At 74.1% G+C, this 16,675-nt stretch carries 19 protein-coding genes; 11 read left to right on the forward strand and 8 right to left on the reverse strand.

The genetic code is table 11. The features are described 5' to 3' along the window. Positions 1-22: 22 nt before the first annotated feature. Positions 23-727 carry a TetR/AcrR family transcriptional regulator gene (locus tag AC0VYN_RS25240; RefSeq protein ID WP_475532812.1) on the reverse strand — a complete coding sequence of 235 codons (705 nt, stop codon included), beginning with the start codon at positions 725-727 and terminating at the stop codon, positions 23-25. A 63-nt stretch (positions 728-790) separates the two neighbouring features. Here AC0VYN_RS25240 and AC0VYN_RS25245 point away from each other — a divergent pair, with 63 nt between their 5' ends. Further along, positions 791-1,735, forward strand: coding sequence for an ATP-binding cassette domain-containing protein (locus AC0VYN_RS25245; RefSeq protein WP_475532813.1), 945 nt, complete (start codon positions 791-793; stop codon positions 1,733-1,735). Further along, positions 1,732-2,541 (forward strand): ABC transporter permease, encoded by an 810-nt coding sequence (locus tag AC0VYN_RS25250; protein ID WP_475532814.1) that lies wholly within the window; start codon positions 1,732-1,734, stop codon positions 2,539-2,541. Before AC0VYN_RS25245 ends, AC0VYN_RS25250 begins: the two co-directional genes overlap by 4 nt. 157 nt (positions 2,542-2,698) lie before the next feature. Here AC0VYN_RS25250 and AC0VYN_RS25255 read toward each other — a convergent pair whose 3' ends face one another. The 3 genes from AC0VYN_RS25255 to AC0VYN_RS25265 all read right to left on the reverse strand — a co-directional run bounded on the left by AC0VYN_RS25255 (position 2,699) and on the right by AC0VYN_RS25265 (position 4,432). After that, entirely contained in the window at positions 2,699-2,965 is a 267-nt protein-coding gene (locus tag AC0VYN_RS25255; RefSeq protein WP_475532815.1) for a hypothetical protein, read from the reverse strand. A 115-nt stretch (positions 2,966-3,080) separates the two neighbouring features. After that, a complete protein-coding gene (locus AC0VYN_RS25260; protein WP_475532816.1) occupies positions 3,081-3,893 on the reverse strand; it encodes an anti-sigma factor in 813 nt (270 codons plus the stop codon). Continuing rightward, positions 3,890-4,432 carry a sigma-70 family RNA polymerase sigma factor gene (locus AC0VYN_RS25265; protein ID WP_475532817.1) on the reverse strand — a complete coding sequence of 181 codons (543 nt, stop codon included), beginning with the start codon at positions 4,430-4,432 and terminating at the stop codon, positions 3,890-3,892. Before AC0VYN_RS25265 ends, AC0VYN_RS25260 begins: the two co-directional genes overlap by 4 nt. Before the next feature lie 220 nt (positions 4,433-4,652). Between AC0VYN_RS25265 and AC0VYN_RS25270 the strand changes: the two genes are divergently transcribed. Beyond that, positions 4,653-6,305 carry a serine/threonine-protein kinase gene (locus AC0VYN_RS25270; RefSeq protein ID WP_475532818.1) on the forward strand — a complete coding sequence of 551 codons (1,653 nt, stop codon included), beginning with the start codon at positions 4,653-4,655 and terminating at the stop codon, positions 6,303-6,305. Here AC0VYN_RS25270 and AC0VYN_RS25275 read toward each other — a convergent pair. Then, positions 6,275-7,081, reverse strand: a complete 807-nt coding sequence (locus AC0VYN_RS25275; protein ID WP_475532819.1) for an SGNH/GDSL hydrolase family protein — start codon at positions 7,079-7,081, stop codon at positions 6,275-6,277. The two genes, AC0VYN_RS25270 and AC0VYN_RS25275, sit on opposite strands and share 31 nt — an antisense overlap. Before the next feature lie 619 nt (positions 7,082-7,700). Here AC0VYN_RS25275 and AC0VYN_RS25280 point away from each other — a divergent pair. The 5 genes from AC0VYN_RS25280 (at position 7,701) to AC0VYN_RS25300 (ending at position 12,327) form a co-directional block, all read left to right on the forward strand. Continuing rightward, on the forward strand, positions 7,701-8,528 hold the full coding sequence (locus tag AC0VYN_RS25280; protein WP_451686852.1) for a glycosyltransferase family 2 protein: 828 nt from the start codon (positions 7,701-7,703) through the stop codon (positions 8,526-8,528). After that, on the forward strand, positions 8,525-9,535 hold the full coding sequence (locus AC0VYN_RS25285) for a glycosyltransferase family 2 protein (protein WP_475532820.1): 1,011 nt from the start codon (positions 8,525-8,527) through the stop codon (positions 9,533-9,535). The genes AC0VYN_RS25280 and AC0VYN_RS25285 overlap by 4 nt, the downstream gene beginning before the upstream one ends. A 7-nt stretch (positions 9,536-9,542) precedes the next feature. Continuing rightward, the gene (locus tag AC0VYN_RS25290; protein WP_475536983.1) at positions 9,543-10,343 is read left to right on the forward strand and encodes a polysaccharide deacetylase family protein; all 801 of its coding nucleotides are present in this window, start codon (positions 9,543-9,545) and stop codon (positions 10,341-10,343) included. A gap of 84 nt (positions 10,344-10,427) precedes the next feature. After that, positions 10,428-11,522, forward strand: coding sequence for a DUF5925 domain-containing protein (locus AC0VYN_RS25295; RefSeq protein ID WP_385468955.1), 1,095 nt, complete (start codon positions 10,428-10,430; stop codon positions 11,520-11,522). A gap of 16 nt (positions 11,523-11,538) precedes the next feature. Further along, entirely contained in the window at positions 11,539-12,327 is a 789-nt protein-coding gene (locus tag AC0VYN_RS25300; RefSeq protein WP_475532821.1) for a DUF72 domain-containing protein, read from the forward strand. A gap of 80 nt (positions 12,328-12,407) precedes the next feature. Here the strand turns inward: AC0VYN_RS25300 and AC0VYN_RS25305 are convergent, their stop codons facing one another. Beyond that, positions 12,408-12,776, reverse strand: a complete 369-nt coding sequence (locus tag AC0VYN_RS25305) for a GntR family transcriptional regulator (protein WP_475532822.1) — start codon at positions 12,774-12,776, stop codon at positions 12,408-12,410. Positions 12,777-12,940: 164 nt separating this feature from the next. On the opposite strand from AC0VYN_RS25305, the gene AC0VYN_RS25310 reads away from it, so the two are divergent. After that, positions 12,941-13,441, forward strand: a complete 501-nt coding sequence (locus tag AC0VYN_RS25310; protein ID WP_475536984.1) for a ribonuclease FAU-1 family protein — start codon at positions 12,941-12,943, stop codon at positions 13,439-13,441. Here the strand turns inward: AC0VYN_RS25310 and AC0VYN_RS25315 are convergent. Then, complete coding sequence (locus tag AC0VYN_RS25315) at positions 13,422-14,069, reverse strand: class I SAM-dependent methyltransferase (RefSeq protein ID WP_475532823.1); 648 nt, start codon at positions 14,067-14,069, stop codon at positions 13,422-13,424. The two genes, AC0VYN_RS25310 and AC0VYN_RS25315, sit on opposite strands and share 20 nt — an antisense overlap. Before the next feature lie 112 nt (positions 14,070-14,181). On the opposite strand from AC0VYN_RS25315, the gene AC0VYN_RS25320 reads away from it, so the two are divergent. Both AC0VYN_RS25320 and AC0VYN_RS25325 read left to right on the forward strand, forming a co-directional pair. Next, entirely contained in the window at positions 14,182-14,316 is a 135-nt protein-coding gene (locus AC0VYN_RS25320) for a hypothetical protein (protein WP_385468943.1), read from the forward strand. A gap of 277 nt (positions 14,317-14,593) precedes the next feature. Further along, complete coding sequence (locus AC0VYN_RS25325) at positions 14,594-15,604, forward strand: lytic polysaccharide monooxygenase auxiliary activity family 9 protein (RefSeq protein ID WP_475532824.1); 1,011 nt, start codon at positions 14,594-14,596, stop codon at positions 15,602-15,604. Between the two features lie 78 nt (positions 15,605-15,682). On the opposite strand, the gene AC0VYN_RS25330 is transcribed toward AC0VYN_RS25325, so the two are convergent. Beyond that, entirely contained in the window at positions 15,683-16,546 is an 864-nt protein-coding gene (locus AC0VYN_RS25330; protein WP_475532825.1) for an esterase/lipase family protein, read from the reverse strand. Positions 16,547-16,675 lie beyond the last annotated feature (129 nt).

Here is a 16,675-nt window from a genome sequence, read left to right on the forward strand (position 1 = left end):
CCGGCCGCAGGCCAGTTGGGGTTCACCCGAACCCGTTCAGCACCCGTTCCAGCGCCCGCTCGAACACCGCCTCCATGTCGATGGGGCCGGCGTCCTGGGCGAAGGAGGCGGCCAGGCGCGGGTAGGCGCCGCTGGCCAGCCGGCTGCCCAGGTACGCGATCCGCGCCGCGTTCTCCTGCTCCTGGGACCAGGGCAGCGAGCGGGTGCGCTCGACGGTGGCGAGTTCGCTGCCGACGTAGGTCGTCACGACGCCGTTCACCATCGCCACCAGCTCCATCTTCGTGCCGTAGGGCGCGTCGAAGGGGTCGAGGCAGGCCAGGCAGTGCTCCAGGTAGCGCAGGGCGTTGGGGCTGAAGCCGTAGACCGCGGACATCAGCCGGGGCAGCCAGGGGTGGCGGTGCATCAGCGCGCGGGTCTGGTGGGCGACCCGGAGCATGTCGGCGCGCCAGTCGCCGCTCGGCTCCCACAGCTCGTGCTCGCCGCTGACGGCGTCCATCATCAGCTCGTGCAGGTCCTCCTTACGGGGGACGTAGTTGTACAGCGACATGGTGCCGCAGCCCAGTTCGGAGGCGACGCGGCGCATCGAGACCGCGTCCAGGCCCTCGGCGTCGGCGATCCGCACCGATGCCGCGGCGATGTCGGCACGGGTGTACGCCGGTCTCGGTCCCCGGCCGGTGCGCTCGGGGCGCGCCCAGATCACTTCGGGTTCGGCCGCTCGGCCCGCCATCTGTCATCACCTCGGCCTCCATCGTAGTTACGTACACCGTACGTAGTGCGCTATGGTCGACCCATGACTACTACGTACGCTGTACTTAGTGAAGGTCTGGAGAAGCGCTTCGGCGACGTGCGCGCCCTGCGCGGGCTGGACCTCGCGGTGGCCGAGGGCACCGTGTGCGGACTGCTCGGGCCGAACGGGGCGGGCAAGACCACGGCCGTGCGGCTCCTGACCACGCTGCTGCGGCCGGACGCCGGCTCGGCGCGGGTCGCCGGGCACGACCTCGTGCGGGAGGCCGCGGCCGTCCGGCGCCGGATCGGCGTGACCGGGCAGTACGCCTCGGTCGACGGGGACCTCACCGGACGCCAGAACCTGCGGCTGTTCGCCCGGCTGCACCGGGTGCGCGACGCCTCCGCGCGGACCGCCGAACTGCTCGACCGGTTCGGCCTCGCCGAGGCCGCTGACCGGCCCGCGTCGACCCTGTCGGGCGGCATGCGGCGCCGTCTCGACCTGGCCGCGAGCCTGATCCGCCGGCCCGAGGTGCTCTTCCTGGACGAGCCGACGACCGGGCTGGACCCGGCCAGCCGGAACCAGATCTGGGAAGCGGTGCGCGCCCTGAAGGAGGACGGCACGACCGTGGTGCTGACCACGCAGTACCTGGAGGAGGCCGACCGCATCGCCGACGACATCGCCCTGGTGGACCGGGGCCGGGTGGCGCACACGGGATCGCCTGCCGAGCTGAAGGCGCTGGTCGGGGCGCACGCGGAGGCCGTCGTCGCGGACGCGGACGCCATGGAGAGGGCGGCCGCCGTCCTCGACCGGCTCACCGGGGCGGCGCCGGTGCTCGACCACGAACGCCGGACGGTCGGCGCGGCGAGCACCGATCCGACCCTGACGCTCCCGCGCCTGGTGCGCGAACTCGACGCGGCGGGCGTGCCGCTGGTGGACGCGAGCCTGCGCCCGCCGACCCTGGACGACGTCTTCCTCCGCCTGACCGGCAGCAAGGAGCTCGCGGCATGAGCGCGACGACGGGAACGGCCACGCCGTACGACCTGGCGTACGACGGCACGGCGATGCTGGGCCGGCAGTTGCGGCGGCTCCGGAACAATCCGGGGCTGCTGATCCTCACCCAGTCGATGCCGGTCACGATGCTGCTGTTCTTCGGCTACGTGTTCGGCAGCGCGCTGGCGATGCCGGGCGCGGAGTACCGGTCCTTCCTCGTGCCGGGCCTGCTGGTGGCGACGGCGGCGAACGGGATCATGACGGGCATGTTCCAGGCCGCCCAGGACACGCACCGGGGCGTGACGGACCGGCTGCGCACCCTGCCGGTGAGCCGGGCGGCGGTGCCGCTGGGGCAGTCGGTCGCGGACGTGCTCGTCACGGCCGCCGGGACGGTGCCCCTCCTGCTGGTCGGGCTCGCGGTGGGCTGGCGGGTGGAGGGCGGTGCGCTCGGCGCGGCGGGCGCCGTGGGTCTGCTGCTGCTGTTCCGGTTCGCGACGACGTGGATCGGAATCTTCCTGGGGCTGCTCACCCGCAGCGAGGAGGCCGCCGGCCAGCTGGGCGGGGCGACCTTCGTCCTGCCGCTGCTGTCCAACGCGTACATCCCGACCGAGGGGCTGCCCGGGTGGCTGCGCGCGGTCGCCGAGTGGAATCCGATCAGCGCGGTGACCACGGCGCTGCGCGATCTCTTCGGCAACGCGCCCGTGCCGGAGGGGGCCGCCTGGCCGGTGGCGCACCCCGTCGCCGGATCACTGGCCTGGTGTGCGGTGCTGCTCGCGGTGTTCGCGCCGCTCGCCGTGCGCCGGTACGCGCACGGGGAGCGCTGAGCGGGCGGGTCCCCGGGCCGTCGCCGGGCGGGGACACGGCGGGACAGGGGACGTGCCCGCGCCGCGGATCACACCGGGGGCGCCACCGCGGGCCGTGGGGACGACGGGCGGGTGAGCGGCGCCGCGCCGGGACGGTGTGACCGCCGTGGCGCGGGCCTCAGTTGCCGAACAGCGAGCGGCGCAGCCGGCGCAGTGGCGCGAAGAGCGAGACCCGGCGGACCCGGGCACCCCTGCTGCTGTGCCGGTGCGCGGGCTCACGCGCGGTCAGCTCGCGCATCAGCGACGTCGCCTCCAGCGTCTCCCGCTGCGGAAGCGCGGGGCCTCCGAGCACCGCGAGATGGCGGTCGAGGCGCGAACTGGTCGCGCTGCTCCCGCAGGTGATCGCGGGCACCCTCGCCCTGCTGTGCATCGTTATCTGTTCCATGTCACTCCCCACCCGTACGAGTCCACCCGGCCCGGGCAGGGTAACCCTATCGCCCCGGTGAGGCAGCCGTGTATCGCGGTCACAGGATTCACCTTCCCCGTAAGGGTGTTGACGATCACTCTCCGAATCCGACAGATTCCAGGGCGAGTTGGGCAACAGGCCTGCTCGTCGGCCGGGCCGAGCCCCCGTCGGGCTCGACGGTCACGGCCAGTGACGTCGCGGAGCGCTCCAGGTTCGACGCGATCAAGGGCGTGTCGCCGTCGAGGAGCCCGAGGGAGCGCGGGCCGGCGCCGGGGCGCACGAGCCACAGCTGGTGCACGCGGCCGCGGGACGGCTCGCCGTACCCGAGCAGGGTGACGACCGCGCGCCCCTCGGCGGCCGAGGCGACCACCGCGACGCCCCGGCCCCGGCCGTCCAGGCCGCTCGTGGCGCGGGCGTCCGGAGCCGCGAGGACGTGGGCGATCCCACGCGCCCGGTCCCGCGCGGTGTCCAGCTCGTCCTGGGTACGCCCGGCCTGCACGGCGAAGAGCGCGGCGACGACGAGGGCCGCGGCGGCGGTCACGGTGGCGAACGGCACCGGGAGGCGCGGCCGGGCGGCGCGGGAGCGTGCCGGGGGCGGCCGGACGCCCCGGACGCGCCGCGGCGGCCTGCGCGCGGACCGCCGTACGGGCGCGGGGTCCTGCGGGGTGGCGCGCACGGCGGCCAGGACCCGGTCGCGCAGGGCGGCGGGCGCGGGGGCGGCCGTGGACCGGGCCAGGCGCACGGCGTCCTCGGACAGGTCCCGCACCTCGGCCGCGCAGCGGTCGCAGGTCCCGAGGTGCTTCTCGAAGCGGACCCGCTCGGACCCCTCCAGGGCGTCGAGCGCGTGGGGCGCGGCGAGCGAGTGCAGGTCGCCGCGGCGCGCGGGCATCCGGCCGAGGAGGCTCATGCGGCCCCTCGCAGGCAGTCGCGCAGGCGGTTGAGTCCGTCCCTCATCCGTGTCTTCACCGTGCCCAGGGGGAGGGAGAGCCGTTCGGCCACTTCCCGGTAGGTGTAGCCGTCGTAGTAGGCGAGCGTGACCGACTGGCGCTGGAGGGCGGTCAGCCGGTCCAGGCAACGGCGCACCCACTCGCGTTCGAGACCGGCCTCGACCTCCTCCAGGACCTGGTCGAAGGCGGGGTGGTGGGCACGCCGCGCCTCGCGCTCGTCGCGTTCACCGGCGGCGCGGGCGCTGCGCACGCGGTCGACGGCGCGGCGGTGGGCGAGGGTGAGGACCCAGGACAGGGCGCTGCCCCGGGCCGGGTCGAACCGCGCGGCGGACCGCCACAGTTCGAGCAGCGCCTCCTGGGCCACCTCCTCCGACTGGGCGGGGTCGCGCACCACACGGCGGACGAGTCCGAACACAGGCCCGGACACCAGTCCGTACAGCTCCTCGAACGCCTTCTGGTCACCTTCCGCCACGAGCACCAGCAGCTCGTCCGCCGTCACCCGGCCCCCTCTCCGCGGGCCGCGCCGGCCCGCCCACGTCGGCCGGTCGCGCGCAACGCCCCAGCCCTTCGCAGGAGTTACGGATCAGCGGGCGGAAAACGCGGGTCCGCCGGCGAGCGACGGCACGGGGGGCGGCATCCGCGCCGGGCTGAGCTACTTTGGGAGGAATCTCCGGGATCGGCGCGGGGCGGGTCCGCGCGAGACGTCAGAGGGGGCGCCGGTGTTCGAAGACCCCGGCAGTGAACGTGTGGTCGCCGGCCGCTACCGGCTCCTGTCCCCTCTCGGCGAGGGCGGCATGGGCACGGTGTGGCGGGCGCGTGACGAGGTGCTGCACCGCGAGGTCGCCGTCAAGGAGGTCCGCGCGCCCGCCGGGCTCCCGGACGCCGAGGTGCGGCGGATGTACGCCCGGCTGGAGCGGGAGGCATGGGCCGCCGCCCGCGTCGCCCACCGCAACGTCGTGACGGTGTACGACGTGGCCACCGACGACGGCCGGCCCTGGATCGTGATGGAGCTGGTGCGCGGACTCTCCCTGGCCGATCTGCTGGACGCGGAGGGACCGCTCGCACCGCGGCGGGCCGCCCTCGTCGGGGCCGAGGTGCTGGCCGCGCTGCGGGCCGCGCACGCGGCGGGCGTGCTGCACCGGGACGTGAAGCCGGGCAACGTGCTGCTGGCCAACGACGGCCGGGTGGTGCTCACCGACTTCGGGATCGCCACGGTCGAGGGCGGCTCCGCGCTGACCATGACCGGCGAGGTCGTCGGCTCCCCCGAGTACCTCGCCCCGGAACGGGCCCTGGGCCGCACACCCGGCCCGGAGGCCGATCTGTGGTCGCTGGGCGTGCTGCTGTACGCGGCGGTCGAGGGCGCCTCGCCGTTCCGTCAGGACACCCCGCTGAGCACCCTGCGGGCGGTCGTCGACGAGGAGCTGCCGCCGCCGTACCGGGCCGGTGCGCTCGCGTCCGTCGTCGAGGGCCTGCTGCGCAAGGACCCGGCGGAGCGGCTGCCGGCCGAGCGGGCCGAGCGGGACCTGCGGCTCGTCGCGGCCGGCGGCACGCCTGCCGGGGAAGGTACGACGCGCGTGGACGTGACGACGGCCGGCGCGTACGCCCCGACGGTCGCGGCCCGCTCCGGGCCGCTGCCGCCGACGCCGCCGGTGCCCGTGCCCGCGATGCCGGCGGAACCGGGGCCCGGCGCGCCCGGGCACCGGGAGGGCCGCGCACGGGCCGTACTGGCCGTGGGGCTGGCCGTGCTCGCGCTCGCGCTGGCCGGACTGGCGTACGCGCTGCTGCACCGCTCGGACGGCGGTGGCGGGACGGAGGGTGCGGGCAGGGACCGGCCGCCGGGGACGAGTCCGTCGGCGCCGGGCCGGACGGACGGCGCCTCGGGGCCGAGCCCGTCGGCCGGTTCCGGCAGCCACGGCCCGGGGAGCAGTCCCCCGGCGCAGTCGGTGGACGTGTCCGTGACCGGTGCGCACACCCACTACTCGGGGAGCTGTCCCCCGCCGCACGGCCGGGCGCCCGCCTTCACGGCGACGTTCACGGTGGGGCGGTTGCCGACGCGGGTCGGCTACCGCTGGGTGACGGAGGACGGGACGGTCTCCGATCCGGGGTGGAGGACGCTGTCCTTCCCCGCGGGCGGCGGCCGCTCGCGACAGGACACCCTCGTCGTGACGACGCGTGCGGACAGCGGCGCGTTCGAGAGCGCCGTCCGCGTGGAGGTGCGGGAGCCGGTGACGGCCACGTCGGACGCGGTGGCGTTCTCGGTGACCTGTGCGACGGAGACGGAGACCCCGACGGGCGGGGCCTCCCCCTCCTCCAGCTCTTCCGCTTCTGCTTCCGCTTCGGGTCAGGCGGCGCTGTTGAGGGTCGGCAGGTAGCCGCCCGACTGACCCGACGCGGTCGGGTGGTACGACTCACCGATGTTGAGCCAGTTCACGCTGTGCAGCCAGGAACTGCTGGAGCAGATCTCGTGTCCGGTGAAGGGGCCCCGCACGTCGCCGAAGGTGAAGCCGTAGCCGGCCGCGCGCTTGGCGATGGTCGTGTTGAGCAGGTCGGAGGCGTCGTTGATCGCCTTCCGCTTGGTCTCGGAGAGGCCGACGCAGGTGGTGCCGAGCTTGTAGAAGCGCGGGTAGCCGATGACGACGACACGGGCGTTCGGGGCTTTGCTGCGGATCGCCGAGTAGACGCCGTCGAGGTTGCCGGGCAGGGTCGATTCGACGTACGTCCGCGCGGTGGCGACCCGGGACAGGCAGGAGCTCTCGGACTGGAGCACACAGGTCGTCATGACGTCGGCGAAGCCGGCGTCGTTGCCGCCGATGCTGATCGAGACGAGACCGGTGGAGGAGCTGAGCGGACCGAGCTGTCCGGCGAGAACATCACCCGTACGGGCGCCGGAGCAGGCCGTGAAGTCGAACGACGAGGGTGAGTTGGCGGCAGCCCACAGGTACGGGTAGGCCTTCGTGCTGCGCTTGCAGTCGCCGCTGGAGCCGAGGTAGCTGCCGGCGCCGACGCCGGAGGAGTAGGAGTCGCCGAGGGCCACATAGCCGCCGGTGGCCGCGGTCGTGGACGCCTGGGCCGTCGCTGCCCCGGTGAGGGCGGCGCCGGCAGCCAGGATGACCGAGGCCAGAAAGCCGACAATTCGGGAACGTCTCATGGAACCTCCCTTAGCAGGATCTCCGCTTGGACGTTGGTATCAGCTACGCGTGTTGACCGGAAGTGTTCATGCCAAGAAAGGGACTGACGGTGATTCAAAATCGGACGAAAGTCAGTGGGAACACCAGTGCCGTCTTGACGCTCTCCGGCGGGCTGGGCCACATTGAGCCCGGCATCTTGGGCTTCAGGGGGCAAAGCGGAACGGTCGGGGGACCCATCACCCGCACGGGATCGCCCCCCGAGAAGAACGGATGACGGCAAAACAACAAAAACGTGAGGCCATGTTTCAGGTCTTGCCATAGGGGTTCAATCGTCAATACCGTCATACATCTCCCGCATCGGTACGTCGGCACGCGGCTCAGGGGAGGGCTCGAGGCCGCGGCGGACCGGGCGGGGCGCGGTAGGGGGGTGCCGTGCTCGGTGACCACATCGGTGGCCGGGCCGTGCCGCGCGGTCGGCTGCCGTTTCTCTTTGCCGGCGTCGACAGGCTTTGCCAGCTCGCCTGGCACGTACGGGGGTCCGCTCCGTCGTGCCGTGGGTGAGAACCCCCCTTTCGAACCGGATACAGAGCCGGACCGCCCCCGGGGCGGGCGGTCCGCCGGACGAGAGGGACCAGACTCATGAGCTCAGTTCTGCAGCCGGTGGTGACGGACGACGATCCGTCACCCGCCGGCGCCTACCGGCCCGTTTCCTCGCACCTGGCCATCGCTCCGCCGGTGAGCGTGGTCATTCCCGCCATGAACGAGGCGGAGAACCTTCCCTACGTCTTCAAGACGCTGCCCGACTGGATCCACGAGGTCGTCCTGGTGGACGGCAACTCCACCGACGACACCGTCCGGGTCGCCCGGGAACTGTGGCCGGACGTCAAGGTCGTCGAGCAGCGCGGCAAGGGCAAGGGCGACGCGCTGATCACCGGCTTCAACGCCTGCACCGGCGACATCATCGTCATGGTCGACGCCGACGGCTCGGCCGACGGCCAGGAGATCGTCTCGTACGTCTCGGCGCTCGTCTCGGGCGCCGACTTCGCCAAGGGGTCCCGCTTCGCCAACGGCGGCGGCACCGACGACATGACCTTCGTACGCAAGCTCGGCAACCGCGCCCTGTGCGCGGTCGTCAACCGGAAGTTCGGCGCCCGCTACACCGACCTGTGCTACGGCTACAACGCGTTCTGGCGGCACTGCCTGGACAAGATCGACCTCGACTGCACCGGCTTCGAGGTCGAGACCCTGATGAACATCCGGGTCGTCAAGGCCGGCCTGAAGGTGCAGGAGATACCCAGTCACGAGTACCTGCGCATCCACGGCATGAGCAACCTGCGGGCCGTGCGGGACGGGCTGCGGGTGCTCAGAGTGATCCTCGAGGAGCGTTCCAACCGGCGTGCCCTGCGCAGCCGCAGGCACGCTCCGACGCTCGTGTCGGTCGGCTCGGCCCGGGGGAAGGTGTCTTGAGCACTGCCGGCACCCCGCTCACGGTCTCCGTGGTGGTCTGCGTCTACACCGAGGACCGCTGGGAGGACATCCTCGCTGCGGTCTCCTCGGTGCGGGCGCAGTCCCGTCCGGCCCTGGAGACGCTGCTGGTCGTCGACCACAACGAGGCGCTCCGGTACCGGCTGCTGAAGGAGTACGAGGAGGTCCCCGGCGTGCGGGTGCTCGCGAACGCGGGCCCCCGCGGGCTCTCCGCCGGCCGCAACACCGGCATCGCGGCCTCGCGCGGCGAGGTCGTCGCCTTCCTCGACGACGACGCCGTGGCCGAGCGCGACTGGCTGCGGCACCTCGCCGAGGGGTACGCCGACCCGGCGGTCGTCGCCGTCGGCGGGCGCACCGAGCCGGTCTGGGCCTCGGGGCGCCGGCCCCACTGGTTCCCGGAGGAGTTCGACTGGGTGGTGGGCTGCACGTACCGCGGCCTGCCGCCCGGCCGGGTCCGGGTGCGCAACGTGCTCGGCGGCAACGCCTCCTTCCGGCGCGAGGTGTTCGACGCGGCGGGCGGCTTCGCCACCGGCATCGGACGCGACGGCGACAAGCGTCCGCTGGGCTGCGAGGAGACGGAGCTGTGCATCCGGCTCTCCCGGGCCCGGCCCGACGCGGTGCTGCTGATCGACGACCGGGCGGTGATCCACCACCGGGTGCCCCGGGCGCGCGAGCACTTCGGCTACTTCCGCACCCGCACCTACGCCGAGGGCCTGTCCAAGGCGCTGGTGGCCCGGAGCGTCGGGGCGGACAAGGGGCTGGAGTCCGAACGCCGGTACGCCACCCGCGTGCTGCCGGCCGGGGTGGTGCGGGGTCTGCGCGACGCCGTGCTGGCCCGGCCGGGCGGTGCGCGCCGGGCGGGGGCGATCGTCGCCGGGGTGCTCACGGCGGTGGGCGGCTACGTGGTGGGCAGCGTACGGGCGCGGCGGGGCGGGGCCGCCTTCTCGGTGGGGCCCGTCGGACCGGACGGAGGGGGTGCGCATGGCTGAGGTGTCCGTGGCGGACGCGCGGGTGCCGATCCTCATGTACCACGCGGTCGCGGCCGACCCGGACGAGGCGACCCGCGCCCTGTCCGTGACCCCGCGGGCCTTCGCCGGGCAGATGGCGGCGATCGCCGACCGCGGCCTCACCCCGGTCGGCACCGCGGAGCTGGCCGCGGCCTGGCGCTCCGGCCGGCCGCTGCCGAGGCGGCCGGTCCTCATCACCTTCGACGACGGCTACGAGGGGGTGCACCGGCACGCGCTGCCCGTACTCGCCGAGCACGGGTTCCCGGCCACCCTGTTCGTCTCGACCGGCTGGCTGCGCGGCCCGTACGACACCGGGGGCGCCCTGGGCACCATGCTCGACTGGGACCAGGTCCGCGAACTGGCCGCCGCCGGCGTGGAGATCGGCGGGCACAGCCACACGCATCCGCAGCTCGACCAGCTCGGCGAGGACCGGCTGCGGCACGAGCTGATCCACTGCCGGGAGGTCCTCACCGACCAACTGGGCGCCGTACCGGCCTCGTTCGCCTACCCGTACGGCTACTCGGACCGCCGGGTGCGGCGGGCGGTGCGCGAGACGGGGTACACCCAGGCGCTCGCCGTCGGCAACGGCCTGGCGCGCCGGCGGCAGGGGCCGTACGCCCTGCGGCGGGTGACCGTGCGCCGCGGCACGGGGCCCGACGAGTTCGCCCGGCTGGTCGAGGGGCGCGCGATCGCTCGTACGTTCGTCCGCGACCGCGCCCTCACCAAGGGGTACGCCGTGCTCCGCGGAGCGCGCCGGGCGCGGGCGCGGATGCCGGGGGCCGGTGCCTGAACCACCGGCCGCCAGGTGCCGCGTATGCCGCGTGTGCCCGGGAAACCGGGTGCACGCGGCGTCCGCGTGCCCGATCATGGCGGCATGTCCGTGAACCCGCACGACGCCCTGCCGATCCGGCTCAACGTCGACGACAGCGACTCCCCCTCCGACGTGGTCGACGCGCTGTTCCTCGGCCGTTTCGCCACCGGCGAGCAGCCGTTCGCGCACGCGGCGAACATCGACCGCGTGCGGTCCGGGGCGACGCTGCTGCCGCCCGGCGCGCGCGTGCTGCGCGTGGCCCGCGACGACGACCGCAGCGCGACCCTGGCGGAGGGTGACGGCTGGACCCTGCTCGTCTCCCGCTGGAGCCGGGGCGCCGACATCACGGTGACGGCGACCAGCGCCGGCCTGGCCGAGAAGGTCCTCGGCGACGCGACGGACGGCGCGGCGGACGAGCCGGAACCGCAGCCGGAGAACGTCACGATGGGGTTCTGGTACGTCTCCCCGCGGCGCGGCCCGCACCGCACCACCCGGCAGATCTCGGCCGGCACCTGGGACGAGGTCCGGGCCAACTACACGGCGCCGGTCGCGGAGGCGATGGACGGCCTGATGAAGACGACCCCCGAGGACATCGCGGGCCGGCTGCTGCTCCTGCACGGGCCGCCGGGCACCGGCAAGACGTCGGCGCTGCGGACGCTCGCCCGGTCCTGGCGGGACTGGTGCCAGGTGGATTGCGTGCTGGACCCCGAGCGGCTCTTCTCCGACGTGGGCTATCTGATGGACATCGCCATCGGCGAGGAGGACGCGTCGGGCAGGGACCGCTGGCGCCTGCTGCTGCTGGAGGACTGCGACGAGCTGATCCGCGGCGAGGCCAAGCACACCGCCGGGCAGGCCCTCTCCCGGCTGCTGAACCTCACGGACGGTCTCCTCGGCCAGGGCCGCAACGTCCTGGTCGGGGTGACGACCAACGAGGACCTGGAGCGGCTGCACCCCGCCGTCGTCCGCCCGGGCCGCTGCCTGGCCCGCATCGAGGTGGGCCCGCTCACCCGCCGGGAGGCGGTGAACTGGCTCGGCACCGAGGAGGGCGTCGGCCGGGAGGGCGCGACGCTGGCGGAGCTGTTCGCGCTGCGCCGGGGCACCTCGCCGACGGCCCTGCCGGAGCCGCGGGCCGGCGCGGAGGCGGGGCTGTACCTGTAGCTGTTTTGATGGGGGTATGACCCTGTTCGTGGGTACGTCGGGCTGGCAGTACCGGGACTGGCGGGCCGTCCTGTACCCGCCCGGTCTGCCCGTACGGCTGTGGCTGGAGCGGTACGCGGCCGGCTTCGCGACGGTGGAGATCAACAACGCGTTCTACCGGCTGCCCCCGCGGGAGACCTTCGAGGCGTGGCGCGAGCGGGTGCCGCCGGACTTCGTGGTCGCGGTCAAGGCGAGCCGCTACCTCACCCACATCAAACGCCTGCGGGAGCCGGCGGAGCCGGTCGAGCGCCTGATGACCCACGCGGCCGGCCTGGGTGACCGGCTCGGCCCGGTCCTGCTGCAGCTGCCGCCCACGCTGCGCGGCGACGCGGGCCTGCTGGACGCCTGTCTGGCGTGCTTCCCGTCCGGCACGCGGGTCGCGGTGGAACCCCGGCACGAGTCGTGGTGGACGCCCGAGGTGCGCGGGGTGCTGGAGTCCCGGGGCGCCGCGCTGTGCTGGGCGGACGTCATGGCCCGCCCGGCCACGCCCCTGTGGCGCACCGCCGACTGGGGCTACGTCCGCTTCCACCAGGGCCGGGCCGCCGCCTGGCCGCACTACGGCCGCCGGTCACTGACGACGTGGCTCCACCGCATCGCGACGACGTGGCCGGCCGACCGCGACGTCTACGCCTACTTCAACAACGACCCGAACGCGGCGGCCGTACGGGACGCGGTGGCCTTCGCCCGGCTGGCGCGGAGGCAGGACCTGCCGGTCACGCGCACCCCGGAGACCGGCGGGAGGCGTTCCGGCGGGGCGCGGGACTGAGGACAGAGTGCGGCTCGGGCCGCGTGAGCGCGACCGGCCGCGAGCACCCGTGGGCCGGGACCGTCCTCGCGGGGCGGCGCTCAGTCCTCGTAGGCCGCCCGCAGCGCGTCCCGTACAGCGGCCACCGCGTCGCTCTCCGCGAGCCCGAGCCGACGCGCCCGCGAGGCGTAGGTCTGCGCCGCCGACGCCAGCTCCCGCTCCGCCGCGGAGCCCGCCGCGGCGACGAACGTGCCGTTGCGGCCCCGCGTCTCGATCACCCCGTCCGCCTCCAGGGCCCGGTAGGCCTTGGCGACCGTGTTGGCGGCGAGCCCGAGGGACTCGGCCAGTCCGCGCACGGTCGGCAGCCGGTACCCGACCGGCAGCGCGCCCGACCGCGCCTGTTCGGAGATCTGCGCGCGTACCTGCTCGTAGGGCGGGGCGCCGTCGTCGATGTGGATCTGCAAGGTCACCCGGCGATTGTCCCGCACGCGCCGGAAATTCGGAGGCATCGCACCCGCGGCCCCGCGTAGCGTGCGGCACCGTGAAGGACGGCGGGATCACCGGCACCGGCGACGGCCCGGTGCCCGCCATCGGCAAGGGGCTCGGGTACGAGGTCCGTACAACGGAGGTGCGCATGTCCGCGAACTCGGCCGGATCACCGCGGGCGGTGGACGTCGTCCTGGTCAAGGCGGGCCGCACGAAGCTCCGTTACCCGGGCGGGCTGCTGGGCGACGACGGCACCCGGGTCGTGGTCCGGGCCCCCTGGGCCGGTGACGGCGTCCGTGACTTCGGTTTCGTGCGCTTCGAGGCCGGTGACGTCTTCACCGAGTACTACTGGCGCGACCGCTGGTACTCGGTGAAGGAGGTCCGCACCGCCACGGGCTCGGTGAAGGGCTGGTACTGCGACGTCGCCCGCCCCGCCGTGCTGACGGGGACGGAACTGGTGTCCGAGGACCTCGACCTGGACCTGTGGCGCTCCGCGGACGGCACGGACGTGCACCGGCTGGACGAGGACGAGTTCGCCGCGAGCGGCCTGGCCGAGCGGGACCCGGGGGCCGCCGCCGCGGCCGTGGCCGCACTGGACGAGCTGGAGCGGCTGGCCCGCGGGAACGGCTTCACGGACCTGCTGGCTTAGGCGCCGGGGGGCGTGCGGGCAGCGCGACCACCGCGTACCGCTCGTCGTCGACCTCCTTGCCCCACAGCGACGGGTCGTCCGACAGCCGCTCCACCCGGACCTGCCCGCCGAGCGGGGCGAGGAGTTCCGTGAGCCGGTCCGCCGGTATGCCGACCGGGGTGACGCTCCCCCACACGCCCTCGACGAGGACCAGCCGCCCGCCCGGCCTCAGCAGGTCCCGCCAGCGCGCCAGGACGCGGCCGGGCTCGGGCAGCGTCCACAGCACGTGCCGGACCAGGACGGCGTCGAAGCGCTGCCCGCCCACGGGCGGTGCCCCGGCGTCACCGACGTGGAACACGGCGTCGCGACCGGCGAGTTTGGCCCGGGCCAGCGCAACCATGGCCGGGGACAGGTCCACGCCGGTCACCCGGTGTCCCTGCTCGGCCGCGAGGAGCGACAGGCTGCCGGTGCCGCAGCCGGGGTCGAGGACCTCGCCGGGCCGGCCGGGCAGCCAGGAGCGCAGCCGGGCGGCCCAGGCCCGGCGCACGCCGGGGTCGCGCAGCCCGTGGTCGGACTCCTCGTCGAAGGTGGCGGCCCTGGAGTCCCAGTCGATACGGGGTGGAGTCGTGTTGTCACTGGTGCTCCTCATGTGCTCGAGAGTGACATCCACCACTGACAGCGATGCATCGATGAGCAACTCTCGGGGAAGGGGTCTACCTCCGTGAGAACGCGGAACCCGGTGGATCCGTGAGGAGGCAGCCATGCGCCGTCTGACCGTGCAGAAGCCCCTGAAGAAGACCGACGCCCGCCGAGTCCGCGAGGAGGCCGAGGAGCGCCCCGCCGGGCGCCCGGAGGTCCGCAAGGACATCGCACGCACGTGGTGGCCGGACCACTGACCGGGCAGCTGGCCATGAGACGCCTGAGAACAGTCGCGCACGGTGGTGGACGAGGCCGTCGGGCCCGTCCACGCCGCGCTCCACGCCCCCGTGCCCGTCGCTCCGGGCAGTTCGTCGAGCGCAGCCTGAGCGCAGTCTGAGCACTCCCTTAACGCGAGCATAAGGATCTTCGGTACCCGCTCCGAGCAGGGGATTCCGCGGTTTCCAGGGACTAGCTTGCTGGTCACCCCCACGGGCTCCGGCCCATGTCCCAGTGACCGTTTCCGAGGAGTTCCCCATGCCCGCATCCCGCAGGGCCGCCGTCACCGTCGCCGCCGGCCTCGCTCCGCTCGCCCTGACCGCGCTGGCCGCCGTGCCCGCGTCGGCGCACGGCTCGATGGGCGACCCGGTCAGCCGGGTGTCCCAGTGCTACGCCGAGGGTCCGGAGAGCCCGAAGTCGGCCGCGTGCGCGGCGGCGGTCGCGGCCGGCGGCACCCAGGCGCTCTACGACTGGAACGGCATCCGCATCGGCGACGCCGGCGGACGGCACCAGGAGCTGATCCCGGACGGCAGGCTGTGCAGCGCGAACAGCGAGGAGTTCAAGGGCCTCGACCTGGCCCGCGCCGACTGGCCCGCGACCGCTGTGACCAGCGGTTCGTACACCTTCAAATACCGGGTGACCGCTCCGCACAAGGGCACGTTCAAGGTCTACGTCACCCGGCCCGGCCACGACCCCGCGAAGCCGCTCGGCTGGGGCGACCTGGATCTGTCGGCCCCGGTGGCGACGGTCACCGACCCGGTGGCCTCGGGCGGCTACTACACCTTCTCCGGCACCCTGCCCGAGCGCACCGGCAGGCACCTGCTGTACGCGGTCTGGCAGCGCTCGGACAGCCCGGAGGCGTTCTACTCCTGCTCGGACGTGACCTTCGGCGGTGCCGCGCAGGGCGGGGCCGCCCCGGCCCCGTCGGCCTCCGCACCGTCGGAGGAGCAGCTCGCGGCGGCGGCCGGCAGGTCGACGGTCGAGCACCACGGCCACGGCGACCAGGACGCCGCGACGACGGCGGACCCGACCGGTCCGGCCACCGCCCCGGCGGCTCCGGAGCAGACCCCCAAGGCCGCGGCGGCGGGTGCGGAGCCCAACGAGGTCAGGGCCGCCGGTGCCGGCACCGGGAGCCTCGCCGAGACCGGCGGCGACGGCAGCACCCCGTACCTCGCCGTCGGCGGTGCCGGCGCCCTCGCGCTCGGCACCGCGGCGCTGTTCGCGTCGGTCCGCCGGCGGGCGCCGGTCAGCGGCCGGCCCGGTCGCTGACCGGGACCACAGGGGGAACGCGGGGCTTGTCCGGCGGCTCAGGCCGGGCAAGCCCCGCGTGGTGCGCCGGTGCCGGGGTCAGCCGAAGACCGAGGCGCAGGTGGTGGGGGTGGCGTGCGCCGGGTCGAGCGCGTTGGCCACCTCGTGGAAGGCGATCCGGTCGAGCAGCCCGATCGCCAGGTGCTCGGACAGGTCGAGCGGGCACAGGTCCTGCAGCAGGACGTTGCGGACGCCGGGCCCGCTCAGGTACTGGCTTCGGTACGGCGTGACCACCTCGTCGTACCGGGTGGCGAGGACGGTGTAGCGGACGCCGGGCACGGTGTCGCCGCCCTCGTTGAGCCTGGTGAGGACGTCGGAGCCGGCGATCTGGTCGGCGAGGGCCGGGGTGTGCTCGTTCAGCAGGTCCTCGGCGCCGGGGAAGTACGGCAGCAGGTGCGTGAGGCCGGACAGGGTGGTGCCGTGATTGCTGGGCGCGATGCCCACGAGGGCGTTCACCTTGCCGGCCCCGCCGAGGAACTTCAGGTAGTAGCGGGGCATCATGCCGCCCTGCGAGTGGCCGACGACGTCGGCCTTCGCGGCGCCGGTCGCGGCGAGCACCTTGTCGACGTGGGCGGAGAGCTGCTCGGCCGACTTGTCGACCGGGCCGAGGCCGTGGAAGAGCGGGACGCCGGGCAGTTGCCCGTAGTCCAGGGAGAAGACGCAGTAGCCGCGGACGGTCAGGTAGGGCGCGAGGCCCAGCCAGTTGTCGACGGAGTTCCCGAAGGTGCCGTGGACCAGGACGACGGGGCGGGGGTGGGCGGCGGACGGCTTGCAGGTGTAGTCGTTCCAGCCGCTGCTGGGGCGCGCGTCGGCGGCGTGGGCGGCGGTGGCGGGGACCAGGGCGGCCGCGGCGGTCAGCAGCAGCGCGGCCAGGGGTCTGAGCACTCGCTTCCAGGGCAGCATCGGGTGATCTCCTTGCGGCTCGGGGAGGTGCGACGGCATGACGCCCTGTGATCCGGATCACGGGATGCTGTTCACTCGTCAAGTTACGGGCGAGTAGCGCACGCGTGAAGTTACGCGTCGGTAAAAACT

Source organism: Streptomyces sp. 63XJN7_1_ISO-PGPR-S23-121 (genome assembly GCF_056173025.1).

Coding starts and splice junctions, on each gene's coding strand:
- AC0VYN_RS25255 (WP_475532815.1), bottom strand. CDS start 2,965: ATGGAACAGATAACGATGCACAGCAGGGCGAGGGTGCCCGCGATCACC.
- AC0VYN_RS25280 (WP_451686852.1), top strand. CDS start 7,701: ATGAGCTCAGTTCTGCAGCCGGTGGTGACGGACGACGATCCGTCACCC.
- AC0VYN_RS25320 (WP_385468943.1), top strand. CDS start 14,182: ATGCGCCGTCTGACCGTGCAGAAGCCCCTGAAGAAGACCGACGCCCGC.
- AC0VYN_RS25260 (WP_475532816.1), bottom strand. CDS start 3,893: ATGAGCCTCCTCGGCCGGATGCCCGCGCGCCGCGGCGACCTGCACTCG.
- AC0VYN_RS25295 (WP_385468955.1), top strand. CDS start 10,428: ATGTCCGTGAACCCGCACGACGCCCTGCCGATCCGGCTCAACGTCGAC.
- AC0VYN_RS25275 (WP_475532819.1), bottom strand. CDS start 7,081: ATGAGACGTTCCCGAATTGTCGGCTTTCTGGCCTCGGTCATCCTGGCT.
- AC0VYN_RS25325 (WP_475532824.1), top strand. CDS start 14,594: ATGCCCGCATCCCGCAGGGCCGCCGTCACCGTCGCCGCCGGCCTCGCT.
- AC0VYN_RS25245 (WP_475532813.1), top strand. CDS start 791: ATGACTACTACGTACGCTGTACTTAGTGAAGGTCTGGAGAAGCGCTTC.
- AC0VYN_RS25240 (WP_475532812.1), bottom strand. CDS start 727: ATGGCGGGCCGAGCGGCCGAACCCGAAGTGATCTGGGCGCGCCCCGAG.
- AC0VYN_RS25330 (WP_475532825.1), bottom strand. CDS start 16,546: ATGCTGCCCTGGAAGCGAGTGCTCAGACCCCTGGCCGCGCTGCTGCTG.
- AC0VYN_RS25315 (WP_475532823.1), bottom strand. CDS start 14,069: ATGAGGAGCACCAGTGACAACACGACTCCACCCCGTATCGACTGGGAC.
- AC0VYN_RS25300 (WP_475532821.1), top strand. CDS start 11,539: ATGACCCTGTTCGTGGGTACGTCGGGCTGGCAGTACCGGGACTGGCGG.
- AC0VYN_RS25310 (WP_475536984.1), top strand. CDS start 12,941: ATGTCCGCGAACTCGGCCGGATCACCGCGGGCGGTGGACGTCGTCCTG.
- AC0VYN_RS25250 (WP_475532814.1), top strand. CDS start 1,732: ATGAGCGCGACGACGGGAACGGCCACGCCGTACGACCTGGCGTACGAC.